Source organism: Vibrio salilacus (genome assembly GCF_002811245.1).
GTDB lineage: Bacteria > Pseudomonadota > Gammaproteobacteria > Enterobacterales > Vibrionaceae > Vibrio > Vibrio salilacus.
Map to the genome: position 1 here is coordinate 16,867 of NZ_NIVQ01000004.1, position 16,025 is coordinate 32,891.

At 45.3% G+C, this 16,025-nt stretch carries 12 protein-coding genes; 10 read left to right on the forward strand and 2 right to left on the reverse strand.

Annotated features, from left to right (window positions below; translation table 11 throughout):
• The first annotated feature begins 66 nt into the window (after positions 1-66).
• The 8 genes from CDZ87_RS03775 to nspC all read left to right on the forward strand — a co-directional run bounded on the left by CDZ87_RS03775 (position 67) and on the right by nspC (position 12,382).
• Positions 67-1,437, forward strand: a complete 1,371-nt coding sequence (locus CDZ87_RS03775) for an MATE family efflux transporter (protein WP_100752241.1) — start codon at positions 67-69, stop codon at positions 1,435-1,437.
• 121 nt (positions 1,438-1,558) lie between these two features.
• Positions 1,559-2,230 carry an ABC transporter ATP-binding protein gene (locus CDZ87_RS03780; RefSeq protein ID WP_100752242.1) on the forward strand — a complete coding sequence of 224 codons (672 nt, stop codon included), beginning with the start codon at positions 1,559-1,561 and terminating at the stop codon, positions 2,228-2,230.
• Entirely contained in the window at positions 2,211-4,664 is a 2,454-nt protein-coding gene (locus CDZ87_RS03785; protein ID WP_100752243.1) for an ABC transporter permease, read from the forward strand. The genes CDZ87_RS03780 and CDZ87_RS03785 overlap by 20 nt, the downstream gene beginning before the upstream one ends.
• Positions 4,651-4,845 carry a hypothetical protein gene (locus CDZ87_RS16975; RefSeq protein WP_157806446.1) on the forward strand — a complete coding sequence of 65 codons (195 nt, stop codon included), beginning with the start codon at positions 4,651-4,653 and terminating at the stop codon, positions 4,843-4,845. The genes CDZ87_RS03785 and CDZ87_RS16975 overlap by 14 nt, the downstream gene beginning before the upstream one ends.
• A gap of 299 nt (positions 4,846-5,144) precedes the next feature.
• Entirely contained in the window at positions 5,145-6,305 is a 1,161-nt protein-coding gene (gene nhaA, locus CDZ87_RS03790; protein WP_100752244.1) for a Na+/H+ antiporter NhaA, read from the forward strand.
• A 684-nt stretch (positions 6,306-6,989) separates the two neighbouring features.
• Positions 6,990-9,875 carry a pyridoxal phosphate-dependent class III aminotransferase gene (locus tag CDZ87_RS03795; RefSeq protein WP_100752245.1) on the forward strand — a complete coding sequence of 962 codons (2,886 nt, stop codon included), beginning with the start codon at positions 6,990-6,992 and terminating at the stop codon, positions 9,873-9,875.
• A 14-nt stretch (positions 9,876-9,889) separates the two neighbouring features.
• On the forward strand, positions 9,890-11,134 hold the full coding sequence (locus CDZ87_RS03800; protein WP_100752246.1) for a carboxynorspermidine synthase: 1,245 nt from the start codon (positions 9,890-9,892) through the stop codon (positions 11,132-11,134).
• Between the two features lie 114 nt (positions 11,135-11,248).
• The gene (nspC, locus tag CDZ87_RS03805) at positions 11,249-12,382 is read left to right on the forward strand and encodes a carboxynorspermidine decarboxylase (RefSeq protein WP_100752247.1); all 1,134 of its coding nucleotides are present in this window, start codon (positions 11,249-11,251) and stop codon (positions 12,380-12,382) included.
• 97 nt (positions 12,383-12,479) lie between these two features.
• On the opposite strand, the gene CDZ87_RS03810 is transcribed toward nspC, so the two are convergent.
• Positions 12,480-12,992: a glycine cleavage system transcriptional repressor gene (locus CDZ87_RS03810; RefSeq protein ID WP_100752248.1), complete on the reverse strand. Its 513-nt coding sequence runs from the start codon at positions 12,990-12,992 to the stop codon at positions 12,480-12,482.
• A gap of 211 nt (positions 12,993-13,203) precedes the next feature.
• Positions 13,204-14,100, reverse strand: coding sequence for a DUF3943 domain-containing protein (locus CDZ87_RS03815; RefSeq protein WP_100752249.1), 897 nt, complete (start codon positions 14,098-14,100; stop codon positions 13,204-13,206).
• Between the two features lie 180 nt (positions 14,101-14,280).
• On the opposite strand from CDZ87_RS03815, the gene CDZ87_RS03820 reads away from it, so the two are divergent.
• The gene (locus CDZ87_RS03820; protein WP_100752250.1) at positions 14,281-15,522 is read left to right on the forward strand and encodes a CinA family nicotinamide mononucleotide deamidase-related protein; all 1,242 of its coding nucleotides are present in this window, start codon (positions 14,281-14,283) and stop codon (positions 15,520-15,522) included.
• A gap of 243 nt (positions 15,523-15,765) precedes the next feature.
• Positions 15,766-16,017: a 30S ribosomal protein S6 modification protein gene (locus tag CDZ87_RS03825; protein ID WP_100752251.1), complete on the forward strand. Its 252-nt coding sequence runs from the start codon at positions 15,766-15,768 to the stop codon at positions 16,015-16,017.
• Positions 16,018-16,025: the final 8 nt, after the last annotated feature.

Sequence of the window (16,025 nt, forward strand, 5' to 3'; positions counted from 1 at the left end):
CATATAATAGTCGGCTGCTTTTTTCTCTTTATTCATGCTGTTGCAATTTAAGGTACGGTCACTACGATGTTTTCACAAGTGTTACACCACACCCGTGGTGATTTTATTCGCCGTTTGATTGCGATCGCGATGCCTATAACGTTACAAAGCATTATGTTTTCGAGCCGTAGCTTGGTTGACGTTTTAATGCTCGGTCAGCTCGGTGAGGCTGAAATTGCTGCTGTTGGGGTCGCCGCACGAGCCACGTTTGTGACGACCATTATGCTGGTGGGCGTCACCACAGGTGGGGCAATGCTGACGGCGCAGTATTGGGGAGCTGGCGATCGTCAGGGGGTTCGTGAAAGTACGGCGCTCACCTGGCTAGTTTGTACAATCTTTGCCGCGTTGACAGCGAGTTTGTTTATTTTGTTTCCGACGCAGATAATGGGGCTTGCGACCAACGATACCGACGTTAATCGTCTAGGCAGTGAGTACTTGGTGATTACCTCTGTGACCATGTTTGCAGTTGCGGGTGTTGCCAGTATGTCCGTTGGCTTACGAGCTATGCATCGGCCTGGTATTAGCACCTTCTTTAGTGGCATCGGGATTGTGTCGAATATTTTCCTCAACTGGGTATTGATCTTCGGTAAGCTTGGTATACCGGCAATGGGAATCAAAGGTGCTGCGATCGCGACGGTAATGAGTGGCGCGATAGAAGTGGTGACACTTTTTGGCTATCTGTACGCTAAAAAGCACCTTCTCGCGTTTGGCCTTGAGGATATTCGCTCGGTCATTGAGTTACCACGAGTGATTAAATTTCTTAAACTCTCTCTACCGACTACGTTTAATTTTCTTGCTTGGGCTGGGGGGTTGTTTGCCTACCATGCGATCATGGGGCAGTCGGGTGTGCAAGGTTTAGCGGCACTGTCGGTAATGACTCCGGTTGAGTCTATTTCGTTGGCACTTTTGATTGGTATGTCTAATGCTGCTGCGGTGTTAGTGGGAAATCAGATTGGCGCTAAAAATTATGAAGCGGTGTATTACCAAGCGATTGGTGTGACGTTACTTAGTTTAATCGTCGGCATTTTGGTCGCAGCAATACTCTATGTTGTGCAGGGTAGCGTGTTGGATGCCTTTAGTGCTTTAACCCCTGAAACCAGAGCATTGGCTGAAAAGTTTATGATTGTGCTGAGTTTGAGCATTATTCTGCGCTCCGTCCCAATGATGACTATCGTTGGCATATTGCGTGCTGGCGGCGATGTGAAGTTTTGCCTCTATCAAGACTTAGTTGCACAATGGCTGATTGGAATTCCATTAGCGGCGTTCGCCGCGATCGGATTAGGCTGGGAGCCACAGTGGATTTATCTGTTGTTTTTAACCGAAGAGCTTATCAAGTGGTTTGGTTCACTTCATCGTACCCGTACTCGTAAATGGATTCGAAATTTGATTGAAAATTAGACGTTAGGCGTGGTTTTATATCGCTTGAGTGCATATCCTGTGATCTAGAGTCCAAAATGCTTTCTTGAGCGTGAGATTTAGTGTAGATTCACAGCCTAAATTTACGTTACTGAGAGTTTCAATGTTACAACTGACAGACCTATGTAAAGGCTATTTAGACGGGGGAGAATTTCACCCAGTTTTACAAGGTGCTGAGTTGTCTTTGCAGCAAGGTGAGCAAATCGCTTTGATGGGTGAAAGTGGGTCAGGTAAAAGTACCTTGCTTAACTTGATCGCAGGTCTTGATACGGTCGATTCTGGTGAAGTGCTGTTTCCGGACTTTTCGATGCATCAGGTCACAGAAAACAAACGTACGGCTTATCGAAGAAATAATATTGGTCTTATTTTTCAGCAGTTTAATTTACTTCCGACTTTGAATATCGCAGACAATATTCGTTTTTGTCGTCAGTTAAAAGGGCTACCTGAAGATCAAGGATTATGGCGTCAGATTCTCTCCTCACTCAATTTGATGCCGCTGCTGGGTCGTTATCCTGAAGAAGTCTCAGGTGGGCAGCAACAACGAGCGGCGATTGCACGCGCACTGTATATGGAACCCAAACTACTATTAGCGGATGAGCCTACTGGCAGTCTCGATGAACGTAATGCCGAAGCGGTGATGCGCTTGTTGAGATCGCTAACCAAACAGCTTAATTGCACACTGTTACTGGTTACTCACAGTCAACGTGTGGCAGAGCACATGGAAGGAAAAGTGAGGCTGCAAGGAGGGCAATTGCATGTTATGGCCCGTACTTAAGGCGTTACTGGGTCACTATCGACGTTATCCGTTGCAAATATTGCTGGTGTGGTTGGGGTTGACACTTGGCGGCTCATTGCTTGTTGGTGTTACTTTGATTAACGACCATGCTCGTGCCAGTTATGAGCATGGTGAAAAACTGTTTGATAATCCTCTTCCTTACCGAATTCGTTCTAAGCACTCTCCTAACAAAATACCTCAAGGTTTTTACGTTCAACTCCGTCGCGATGGTTTCCAGCAATGCGTGCCGTTTGATAATGTTCGGGTAAAAACCGTCGATGGGACCGATATTAATCTAATGGGTATTGACCCTGCGGCCATGATGCATTTCAAGCAAGAGGCTCAACTTAGTCAATTTAAGTCTTTAGTTTTGATGCGTCCTCCTTATCCCATTATGGTCAGTAGCGAGTTAGCTGCGCATATGGGTTGGAAGGCAAATGACGCCATCCAATTGCAAGACGGTCGCATGATAGGCCCTATTGTCATTGATTCGGAAGGCGTAATATCTGGACCCCGCATCGTGGCTGATATTGCACTACTACGCATGATAGAGCGCAGTGCTGGTATCTCTTTTATTGCTTGTAGTGAAATGCCACAAGAGAAGTTGGCAATGCTCAGAGCTATGTTGCCAAACGGGATAGAGATCAGCCATAGTTCGCGTATGGAGCTTGAGTCTCTTACCCAAGCTTTTCATATCAACCTCAGTGCCATGGGGATGCTGGCATTTCTGGTCGGACTGTTTATTTTTTATCAAGCAATATCACTCTCTTTGACTCAACGTCAGCGTTTGGTCGGCTTACTTAGACAAATGGGCGTTTCAGGCTGGCAGCTTGCTCAGTCGCTGTTTTTAGAGCTGATTGTGTTGGTCGTTGTTAGTTGGATGTGCAGTAATTTGTTTGGTATGTTGCTCGCCAAGCAATTGATTCCTTCTGTATCGGCAAGCTTGGCCGATCTCTATGATGCCAATGTCGGTTTGTCGGTGGCTTGGAGTTGGCACGCAAGTTTATATAGTTTAGCGATGTCGGCATTGGGGGCGGTAACCGCTTGTGCATGGCCTTTGGTTCGTCTGCTGCGTTCACCGCCTTCACGGTTAACCACAAGGCTGTCGTTGACTCGCTTTACCGGTAAAGAGTTTACCTTCCAAGCGTTACTCGCGTGTGTTTTTTGTGTCTCAGCGGTGGCTATCTATCAGGCGCCAAGAAGTCAGGAGTTGGGCTTTGCAATCATCGTGCTGATGCTGCTGAGTGTGGCACTGTGTACGCCTTACATTATCTGGCGGGTATTTGAAGGTTTTTCTTACTCGCTTCGTTGGGTTAAAGCACGTTGGTTTTTTGGTGATGCGGCTGCGAGCATGAGTTATCGCGGAGTTGCGACGATGGCTTTTATGTTGGCGATGGCAGCCAATATTGGTATTGAAACCATGGTCGGGAGCTTTCGAGATACAACCGAAAAATGGCTAAGTCAGCGTTTAGCTGCCGACTTGTATATTTATCCAAATAGTCAATCAGCGACAAGGATAAGTGCTTGGTTAACGAAGCAACCTGAAGTTAATTCGGTTTGGTGGCGCTGGGAGAAAGAAATATCAACCGATAAAGGTTTGTTGCAAGCGGTGAGTACTGGGGCATCAGAAGGCGAACTTGACTCGTTAACGGTTAAACTTGGAGTTCCTAATTATTGGTATTATCTTCATCAAGCCAAAGCCGTGATGATCAGTGAATCGATGGCGCTTAAAATGGACATACGTCCCGGTGATATTATTAACCTCAATGGTAAATTGGGTGATGGCTGGTTGGTGAGCGGAGTTTATTACGATTATGGTAACCGCTATAACCAAATACTGCTTTCTCATCGGAATTGGCTTTATGCTTTTGGTGGCACTGGCAGTGTTGCCTTAGGTGTTGTGCTTGATCCTAAAGCCGAGACAAAAGCATTGCAGCACCGCCTCGAAAAGCTGTTCAGAATCGACTCTCAGCGCATTTTTGATACTGGCTACATTCATGATCAGGCAATGCGTGTATTTGATAGGACCTTCTCTATCGCAGATTCACTGGGTAACATTACTTTGGTGATTGCGGTGTTTGGTATTTTCTTTGCGACAGTGGCCGGAGAAATCTCGCGTCAACGGCATATTTCGTTATTGCGTTGTTTGGGAATGTCTGGACGAGAGCTGATCGTGATGGGCAGTTTGCAGTTGTTTGTTTTTGGTGCTATCTCAATACTGATTGCGATGCCTCTCGGGCTGGCTTTGGCGAGCCTTGTGGTCGATATTATCATCAAGCATTCATTTGGTTGGACCATTGAGCTGCAATTTATTCCTCAAGAATACCTTTATTCGGTCACACTAGCGATGGGTTCTTTGATGCTGGCAGGTGCAATACCGGTTTTAAGAATGGTTCGAAACACACCAATGAAGTCTCTGCGTGACTCGTTGTAAGCGGATGCCCTATCTGCTTGGTGCTCTTGCCACCAACGATGGTAAAGTGATCCAACTCAAGAATGATCAATTGATTATTGTACCTCTTCACACAACGGTCATCGCTAACGGAAAATCGATTGCAACTCAGTCAGTGGTAAATTGCTCCTTTCCTTATTGGCAAAGCCGCATTGAAACGTAAGGCAGTCACCAAGCGCAAGGCTTTATACAGCTAGTTGGTTACTAGTACAGCGTTATAGCGTAGTATTTTAAACGAGCCACAGGTCAGGAAATGACAAGTGGTTTTTGACTTGCTTAGGGAAAGTGGTCAATATTGCCGATGGTTACTGAAAAAAAATAAGTGGTTTAAAGTTGTTTATATCGGTATTTTCGAAGTTACAACTCTAAACAAGCGATTATTATCAAAGTAGCTTACTCTATACACTCATGAGTTATTCTGTGCTACTCGCTTATGTAAATAATTAATATAAGGGCAATATCATGACTGATGCTATTCGCGATTTTTTCAAAATGGAGTCTGCCGGTGGCATACTTCTTGTGATAGCGGCGGCTATCGCAATGACGATCGCAAATACTGATCTCAACGATGCATACCAAGGTTTTCTGCACACTTACTTACTGGGTATGTCAGTTTCTCATTGGATCAATGACGGCTTAATGGCTGTGTTTTTCTTACTTATTGGCTTGGAAGTAAAACGAGAGCTGCTCGAAGGGGCGTTAAAATCTAGGGAAACCGCCATCTTTCCTGCCATTGCCGCTGTAGGCGGTATGTTGGCTCCGGCCCTCATGTATGTTCTATTTAACTATAACGATCCACAAGCCATTCAAGGTTGGGCAATACCTGCAGCCACTGACATCGCGTTCGCGCTTGGTATCATGGCGTTACTAGGTAATCGTGTTCCTGTTAGTTTAAAAGTATTCTTACTCGCGCTTGCGATCATCGATGATTTAGGTGTGGTCGTCATTATTGCCTTTTTCTACACAGGTGATCTTTCTACCACAGCGCTTGCGATAGGTTTCGCGATGACGGCGGCGTTAGTTTTACTCAATAATAAGAAAGTCACTAAGTTAACTCCGTATATGGTAGTCGGGGCAATTCTTTGGTTCGCGGTACTCCAATCAGGTGTGCACGCAACTTTAGCGGGTGTTGTAATTGGTTTTTCTATTCCATTACAAGGCAAGAAAGGAGATCACTCGCCGCTTAAACATATGGAGCATGCGCTGCACCCTTACGTCGCCTTCGGTATTTTACCTTTGTTCGCCTTTGCTAATGCTGGTATTTCTCTTGAGGGCATTTCGATTGGGACTTTAGGTACTGCGTTGCCTATTGGTATTGCCCTTGGCCTGTTGATTGGTAAACCATTAGGTATTTATACATTCAGTTGGGCGGCAGTGAAGCTGGGTATTGCTAAATTACCTGAAGGGATTAACTTCAAGCATATCTTTGCGGTCTCTGTGTTGTGTGGTATTGGCTTTACGATGTCAATCTTCATCTCTTCACTGGCCTTTGGTCAAGCTAACGCTGAGTTTGATACCTATGCTCGACTTGGTATCTTGATGGGATCAACGACGGCTGCCGTGCTTGGTTATTTCTTGTTGCGATTCTCACTACCAAAGAAAGCCGTTACTGTCGCGCAGTAGGTAGATTTCGAGCAACAATCATCGTGCTAGTTCTTAGACGAAACAAGCGCTCCAACTGGAGCGCTTGTTTATTTTAAGTGAACATTATCATTTCCCTGTCTTCATTGATAACGGCACACTTAACGAGATGGAGATGTTAACGCAAATTCTAAAGACTGATACTGTGTAACTTCGATGGCAAAGTGTAACAAAAGCAGGTCTCAATTCGGCTACCTTTGTTTTGATAAATAGATAAAAGTTTTGCTTCTTGACGACAAATTATTATTGCCAGTGCGTCGCATTTTATGATAATTTTCGCCGCAATCTCGGAGATGAGTCGAAAAGATATTCTGGGGGATACGCGTGATGACATTCGGGCTGAGTGAGCATCACGTAGGGTAGGTATCGACAAGTCCTTTTGTCGATAGACGGGATACTAATGTCGCTTAGCGGCATGTGAATGGGAAACCCAACATTGAATTCACATAAAAAACAACCATTAATCAGCTTCGTTCTTCCTCAATGCCCTGTTCTACAAGACAGTTGCATTACTGAACCTTGATTTAATTACCAGTATATAGTCCATCTTTGATGGAGCGATTTGTCGTACACGCTACTTTATTTTAGTGCGTGACTCTTTGCTTTGCCCTCATTCTAGAATTGGTTTCTGAATAGGGAAATAAAACTATTTCAAGGGATTACATCATGAGCACCGCCTTTGAAGTCGATAATTCATTTATCGCAACCCCTTTTTCTACTCAGGTTCCCGTTCTGGAAGGTATTTACGATCTTACTCCAGACCAGGTTCTTCTTGACCAAGAGCAGCATGAATCTGCCGTTCGTTCATACCCTCGTCGACTCCCTATTGCTATTAAACAGGCATACGGGGCGCTCGTGGAAGATACGCGTGGTCAATTATTTCTCGATTGTTTGGCTGGAGCTGGCACGTTGGCAATGGGTTATAACCACCCAGAGATCAACCAAGCGCTTAAAGACCAACTTGACAGCGGTTTACCATATCAAACATTGGACATCGCCACTGAAGCGAAAACCAAGTTCATTAAGGCCGTTAAAGACTTTTTGCCTGAGCAATTGGGCAATCATTGTGTGATTCAATTTTGTGGCCCATCAGGCGCAGATGCGGTTGAAGCAGCGATTAAACTGGCTAAGCAGACGACTGGGCGTAATACCATGTTTGCTTTTCGTGGTGCCTACCATGGTATGACCAATGGTACCATGGGAATGATGGGGAATTTAGGTACAAAAGCACGTCGTACAGGTTTGATGTCTGACGTCCACTTTATGCCATTCCCATATAACTTGCGTTGCCCGTTTGGTTTAGGCGGTGATGAAGGGGCTAAAGCGAGCATTCGTTATATCGAACGTCTTCTTCACGATGATGAAGCAGGAATAATGAAGCCTGCCGCTATCGTGGTAGAGCCCGTTCAAGGTGAAGGCGGCGTTATCCCTGCACCAGCGTTCTGGCTGCGAGAGTTGCGCCGCATTTGTGATGAGCATGGCATCCTACTTATCTTTGACGAAATTCAATGTGGTGTTGGCAAAACAGGTTACAACTTCGCCTTCGAAGAGGCAGGTATCGTCCCTGATGTGCTCTGCTTATCGAAAGCGATCGGCGGTGGTATGCCGATGTCGCTATTGGTGATTAAAAGAGATCACGATACATGGAAGCCTGGTGAGCATACGGGTACGTTCCGTGGTAACCAACTTGCGATGGTTTCAGGCGCCAAGGCTCTTGAAATTATTCAGCGTGATAACCTTGTTGAGCATGCCAATATTGCTGGTCAATATTTACGTCATGGTCTCGAAGCGATCCAAAAACGTGTTGACTGTATTGCTGAGGTCCGTGGCAAAGGGTTGATGCTGGGTGTTGAAATCCGTAAGCCGGGCAATGAGCTGAACAAGTTTGGAGAGCCTGCATCGGATGGTGAGCTTACCCTAAGCATTCAACGTGCGGCGCTAGAGCGTGGATTGATGATCGAAAAGGGTGGTCGTGACGGCTCGGTGATTCGTTTCCTTGCGCCGTTGATTATCTCTTTTGAGCAGATCGACTTTGCACTGCGTGTGATTGAAGAAGCCATGTTAGTTTCAGGCGCCAATAAAATTGATGCTGAGCAAGCCAATCAAAGTTGGAAGCCGCACTTTATCCATACCGGAGAGATGGGAAGTCACGAGTTTGCTAAGGTGATGAACCACACTACGGCGACAATGAAGTCGTTATTTGAACAAGTCGACGCTCCATACTCTGGTCTGGATCCTAAGCTTTTGCAAAGTGCGATCAACGCCGTTGACCTCGATAACAAGAATGCTTCGCTTATCGATGTGATTGGCGAAACCGCGGACCTTGTGGCGAAGAATGCTATCTTTACCCAACATCCCAACTGTATTGCGCACTTGCATACTCCGCCGTTAATGCCAGCCGTGGCAGCGGAAGCAATGATTGCGGCGTTAAACCAATCGATGGACTCTTGGGATCAGGCGTCATCTGCGACCTATGTCGAGCAGAAAGTCACCGACTGGCTATGTGAAAAGTACGACCTTGGCGAGCAGTCAGACGGTATTTTTACCAGTGGTGGCACGCAAAGTAACCAAATGGGACTCATGCTCGCACGCGACTGGATTGCCGATACGTTATCGGGACATTCGATCCAAAAGCTTGGTCTTCCTGACTATGCAGACAAACTGCGTATTATTTGTTCAAAGAAATCTCACTTTACGGTACAAAAATCCGCCTCTTGGATGGGATTAGGTGAAAAAGCGATTTTAGCAGTAGATGCCAACGTAGACGGTACGATGGATGTCACTCAGCTTGATGCAGTCATTGAGCAGGCAAAAGCTGAAGGTTTGATTCCTTTTGCTATCGTGGGTACCGCGGGTACAACCGATCACGGAGCGATTGACGATCTTGATTTTATCGCGGATATGGCTGACAAGCATCAGATGTGGATGCATGTTGATGGCGCGTACGGTGGTGCATTGATTCTAAGTAGCCACAAGAACCGTCTTAAAGGCGTTGAACGCGCAGCGTCGGTAAGCGTTGATTTCCACAAGCTGTTTTTCCAAACGATTAGCTGCGGTGCTTTACTGGTCAACGACAAAGCTAACTTCAAGTTTCTTCTGCACCATGCAGATTACTTGAACCGTGAACATGATGAGCTGCCAAACTTGGTCGACAAGTCTATCGCGACAACTAAGCGCTTTGATGCATTGAAAGTGTTTATGACAATGCAAAATGTTGGCCCAGCCACTTTAGGTGAAATGTACGATCATCTCTTGGCACAAACTCAGCAAGTGGCAAATTTAGTGCGCAGTAATGACAGTTTGGAGTTATTGGCAGAACCTGCTTTGTCGACCGTTTTATTCCGCGCAGTGCAGGGGAATACCGACCTAGATGAACTCAATAAAACGCTAAGACTAGAAGCGCTAACACGTGGTGTAGCGGTACTTGGAGAGACTGTTGTGGATGGTAAATCGGCCCTTAAATTCACAATACTAAACCCTTGCTTGAAGATCTCGGACTTCGAATCTTTGCTAAATAAAATTAATACTCTAGCGGTTGAGCTAGCGAAATAAAGGTAACGAAAACTATGGCAATTCTACAAATTGGTGCAGGCGGCGTTGGCTGGGTAGTTGCACATAAAGCCGCGCAAAACAACGACGTTCTGGGTGATATCACCATTGCATCACGAACCGTGGGCAAATGTGAAAAAATCATTGAATCTATTCAGAATAAAAATAACCTGAAAGATCCATCGAAGAAATTAGAAGCTCGTGCAGTCAATGCCGATGACGTTGACTCTCTCGTTGCTCTTATTAAAGAAGTTCAGCCTGATCTTGTGATCAACGCAGGTCCTCCATGGGTCAACATGTCAATCATGGAAGCGTGTTACCAATCTAAGGTATCGTACCTAGATACTTCGGTTGCAGTCGACTTGTGCAGCGAAGGCCAACAAGTACCACAAGCGTACGACTGGCAATGGGGCTACCGCGAGAAGTTCGAACAAGCAGGCATCACTGGTATTCTAGGAGCTGGTTTCGATCCGGGCGTAGTATCCGTATTTGCCGCTTATGCTGTGAAACATTTGTTTGATGAAATCGATACTATTGACGTCATGGATGTTAACGCTGGCGACCACGGCAAGAAGTTCGCGACTAACTTTGACCCAGAAACCAATATGTTAGAGATCCAAGGCGACTCTTTCTACTGGGAAAATGGCGAGTGGAAACAAGTGCCTTGTCATTCTCGTATGCTTGAGTTTGATTTCCCGAACTGTGGTTCGCACAAAGTTTACTCAATGGCACATGACGAAGTGCGTTCAATGCAAGAGTTTATTCCGGCAAAACGTATCGAGTTCTGGATGGGGTTTGGTGACCGTTACCTAAACTATTTCAATGTAATGCGTGATATCGGCCTGCTAAGCCCTGAGCCGCTCACACTACACGACGGTACCGTGGTTCAGCCGCTACACGTTTTGAAAGCACTGCTTCCAGACCCAACATCTCTTGCGCCGGGTTATACAGGCTTAACGTGCATTGGTACCTGGGTTCAAGGTAAGAAAGACGGCAAGGAGCGCAGCGTATTTATCTACAACAACGCTGATCATGAAGTGGCATATGAAGACGTTGAGCACCAAGCGATCTCTTACACCACTGGTGTTCCTGCGATCACGGCGGCACTACAATTTTTCCGCGGCAAGTGGGCAGATAAAGGCGTGTTCAACATGGAACAGCTAGACCCAGATCCGTTCTTAGAAACGATGCCTGCTATCGGCCTAGATTGGCACGTACAAGAGCTAGAACCGAGTCAACCTGTGATCCACAAGTTGAAATAAGAACGTCATTTCTCTTATTTGAAATCTAAATGTAAGCCGATGCACCTGCGTCGGCTTTGTTCGATTTTATATTGATAGTGCCTTCGTTTACGCGAGGGAGCTTAAGGTATTTAAATGCAACACAACCAACTTAAAACTCCGTACTTCATGATCAATGAAGATAAGTTGATAGAGAACCTAAAGAAAGCCAAACAACTCAAAGAGATCTCTGGCGTCAAGCTTGTTCTGGCGCTGAAATGCTTCTCAACTTGGGGAGTATTTGACATCATCAAGCCATATTTAGATGGCACCACGAGTTCGGGCCCGTTTGAAGTCAAGCTTGGCCATGAAACCTTTGGTGGTGAAACACACGCTTATAGTGTCGGTTACAGTGAAGATGACGTGCGTGAAGTGGCAGACATTTGCGATAAAATGATCTTTAACTCACAGTCTCAACTCGCAGCGCACCGTCACATTGTGGAAGGTAAAGCATCGATTGGCCTTCGTTTGAACCCAGGCGTGAGCTATGCGGGGCAAGATTTAGCCAATCCCGCACGTCAGTTCTCTCGCCTTGGGGTACAGGCTGATCACATCAAGCCTGAAATTTTTGACGGTATAGATGGCGTGATGTTTCACATGAACTGTGAGAACAAAGATGTCGATGCGTTTATTGGCTTGCTCGATTCCATCTCACAGCAGTTTGGTGAGTATTTAGATAAACTTGATTGGGTCAGCATGGGCGGCGGTGTCTTCTTTACTTGGCCTGGATACGATATCAGCAAGCTTGGTTTAGCGCTGAAAGCGTTCGCTGAAAAACACGGCGTGCAAATGTATCTAGAGCCGGGCGAAGCTATTATCACTAAGACCACCGATCTGGTCGTAACGGTGGTTGATGTGGTTGAAAATGTGAAGAAAACGGCAATTGTTGACTCAGCCACTGAAGCACATCGTTTAGATACTCTGATTTATAATGAGCCGGCTTCGATTCTAGAAGCGTGTGATAATGGTGAACACGAGTACGTTATCGGCTCATGCTCATGTTTGGCGGGTGACCAGTTCTGTGTGGCGAATTTTGATCAGCCATTAGAAATCGGTCAACGTCTGCACATTCTTGATAGCGCTGGTTACACCATGGTGAAACTAAACTGGTTTAACGGTCTACGCATGCCGTCGGTTTACTGTGAACGTTCAAGCGGTGAGATTCAAAAGCTTAACCAGTTTGACTACGCTGATTTTAAGCGTTCGTTATCGCAGTGGTCTGTGACATAACGGGATAAAATAACAAGAGAGCGTTCAATTCGCTCTCTTTGTTGTTGCAGTATTGTTGTTGCAGTATTGTTGTTGCAGTATTCGCCTAATCGCGGTCTTAGCTTTCAACAATCACTCGGGTATCTTCGCTAAGAGACTCTAATTCGTTAGCGACATCGTTGATGTCAACTTGCTGAGGAATGCGAATGGCTAAACTGGCAGTAAATAGACTCGAGCTGACGCCACCGCCTCCTGCGATAAAGACTCGTTGGCAGTCCATATCGAGAATACTGATGCCTTGGTCATCAAGGACGTGGGTAATTTCATTAACGATACCAGCCCTGTCGTTGGAATCGACTCTCATCTGATAGATAGTATCGGCATTGTGATTTGTGGTATCTGAATCGGTAAATTGAACCATCAACTCTGGATGTGAGCTAAACGCCTCTTTCACGATATCCATATTGCTTGTCGGTAAATCAACTTTGATCACCGCGGCAACTTGGTCTTCAATAAAGTTAACTTTGCTGATAAGCCATTTACCACCATTTTCGTGAGTAATGGTCGCCAACTGTTTGATGGTTGTCGGGGTTGCTCGACCGACAAAGTTTACGATAAATGTACTGTTCATAGTGGGGCCTCCTAGCGCTGAAGTAGATATTGCAAGCCAATCTTTTCAGCGTCGAAAAACGGATTGGTGCCTAATCTCAGTGTAGAAGAGCTCAACGGCTAAGGTTTGATGTAAATCAACTTTTAAACCTAATGCCTTGTCAGTCTTACCAATATTGTACCGCGAGCACAAAAAAGCGCCTTTCTTTAACTAAAATCTGTTGTTACGGCGATCAGAAGGTGACCTTCATTTCTACACCGTAGAAAATATCGTCGTAGCTCGCGCCCGCATCAAGAGCAAATTTGGCTGCATCTTGGTTGCCAAACCAAGGCTTGCTGCTGTACTGAAACTCTGCACTGCCGCCCCAAGCACCACTGACCCAACCGTGAATATGCCCGACAGGGTTCAAGAAGAAGAGTGTGATATCGCCCATGGTTTCCGAACCCATGACTTCACCACCCGTATTGACAATATCTTGCTCGGCTTCGAGCATCATTTCACCAACAATCGCACCGAAGAACGGCGTAATAAAGATATCTTGCCATGATGGAATTTCAGCAAATGACTCTACACCATACTCCCAGAAGAAAGTCGACATGGTGGCAGAGTAGAGGAAGGATTCAAATTCGTTAAACCCAGCATGGCGTGCTGCCGTGTAATAGACGCCACCAAAATAGGGATGCATAACGTAGTTGAGATAGTGTTCATCGCGATCCCAAACTGGGCCTGCGGTGACGTTGTCTTTCCATTTTGAGCCTAAACCACTTAAGTTACGGTCTTCTTCATCCCATTTAGTGATAGATTCTGGCAGCAGTGTCATCAATCCGACCGTTGCGACGCTCAAACCTAAGATGGTGTAGGTTTGACCTTTTAAATAATCCCAATCCTTCTCCTCAGACATGGTCAAATATTTTGGCAAGTCTGGCGCATCTAATTTAAACGTGCTCTCAGTTAGACTTAGAGAATAAGGATCGCTGATATGATACTGATAGGAGTTGTGAAATACGCTGTCAGGTTGCGCTTGATCTACTTGATACGAAAGCTCAATATGTTGATTCGACTGATAAACATTGGCATTAGCGTAAGTGCAAACTGACAACATTAAAGCGGAAATGCTTTTTTGGATCACGAAAGACTCCATCGTTATTATTTTTTTGACGGCCAAGTTTACAATTGTCCAACAAAGTCAGCATAATGGGAACTTGAAATTGTCTTAAATAAGAAATAGGGTTCATTTTTCACCAAAGCGCATGATTATTATCAGTTAAACTCTACAAATATGTGACGATTTCCCACAAAGGATATAACAATGTTAAAGATAGCAATGCTCAGTACTGGGGAAGAGGTCCTTCACGGCGATATTGTTGACACCAACGCTGCTTGGTTGTCGCAACGCTTTTTTGAACATGGCTATAGTATGACCAAACGTTCAACCGTCGGTGATGAAATGACGGCGTTAATTGAAGAATTATTAATGCTCAGTTTTAACTGTGACATTGTGGTTGTGAATGGTGGACTAGGTCCAACCTCGGACGACTTAAGTGCTCAAGCGGCATCACTCGCGCTAGACACTGAACTTGTACTGTACCCCAAGTGGTTAGAGACATTAGAGGAATTTTTTGCTGCGCGCGGCATTATCATGCCTGAAAGTAATCGTAAGCAAGCGATGTTGCCTAAAGGCTCAATATTGTTAGAGAATCCTATCGGAACGGCATGTGGCTTTAAGCTCACGCTTAACGACTGTGATTTTTATTTTACGCCTGGCGTTCCCCGTGAATTTAAGCTCATGGTTGATCAGCAGGTGTTGCCTGACATTAAAGCGAGTCATCCACAAGTCACAGGACAAGATTGCAGCAAGCTTTATACTTTCGGTACGTCGGAATCAGCACTCTCTGACAAACTCGACAAAATCAAACTGCCAACAGGTTATACGCTTGGTTATCGCTCCTACTTACCTTATATCGAAGTAAAATTGTTCGGTCCTAAAGAAGACTTGGATAACCGCGTCAAACTATTACAGATTATCTTTAAACTTATCGAAGAGCATGTAGTGAGCGTCGATGAGTCGATGCAAAAACATGTCGCGTATTTGATCCAAGAGAAAAAAATGTCTATTTCAACCGCTGAACAATCTACGTTTGGTGCACTTTCTCAGTGGATCCAGTCAAATGCTTTGGCGGCAGAATTTTGTGGTCATGGCTGGGTCTTAGGTGAGCGAATTGCGATTGGAGAACAAGCGGATGACAAGCTAGCGGCAGCATTGGCGTTGGTTGGCGCGACTAAGGACAAATGCGGCACCGATGTAGCGATTGTGACGGGGAAGGTTACAGATAATGCGTTCTGCGTTACCCTTGCTGCGCCAGAAGGTGAATGGGGGCAAACACTCACCTTGAACCGAAATTACTCCCGCGATGAGCAAGCATTGGTGATAACCACTGTCGCCGCCGATATGTTGCGTCGTTATTTGAGCAAGAAACCAATGTTTGTCGGTTACAGCTCATTATCGAGAGTCAAAGAGATGTTCGTGCCTCGTAGTGTAATAAGTGAATAAAAATTCAGCTAGGGTAGTGTGACAAGTTTGTCAAACACTAACGGTTTTACGTTCTGTAATAAGTGAATGAAAGCTCTTCTTATTACTCATCGAGCGATATAATTAATTTTTATTCGAATTTCATATAATCGCTAACTGAATGATTTTTCATAGAAGACGTTTTCGTCTTTGATTTGCAACGTGCATTCGTCAGAATAACCTTTAAAATGACAATTCGGTTTTCAATTACACAAGGAGGTTGGCATGTTAAATCAGTCTAAGATTTTAGTTTGGTATCAAGTGGCTAGCCAGAAAGTTATTTTGGGTGAAGCACTGAATAATCAGCACCAAGACTTGATTTCGAGATGGCGGAAGGCGCCTGAGGAGCCTCTCGCGACCGATTGCCTAGGGTACCGTCTTTCTTTGTATGATGATGATGGCAGAGAGATTGGTGGTAAGTCAGTTTCTATGCTGACAGCCGATGAGTTTTTATCCGGTGTTCGTGTGCAGATATAAAAAAGGCC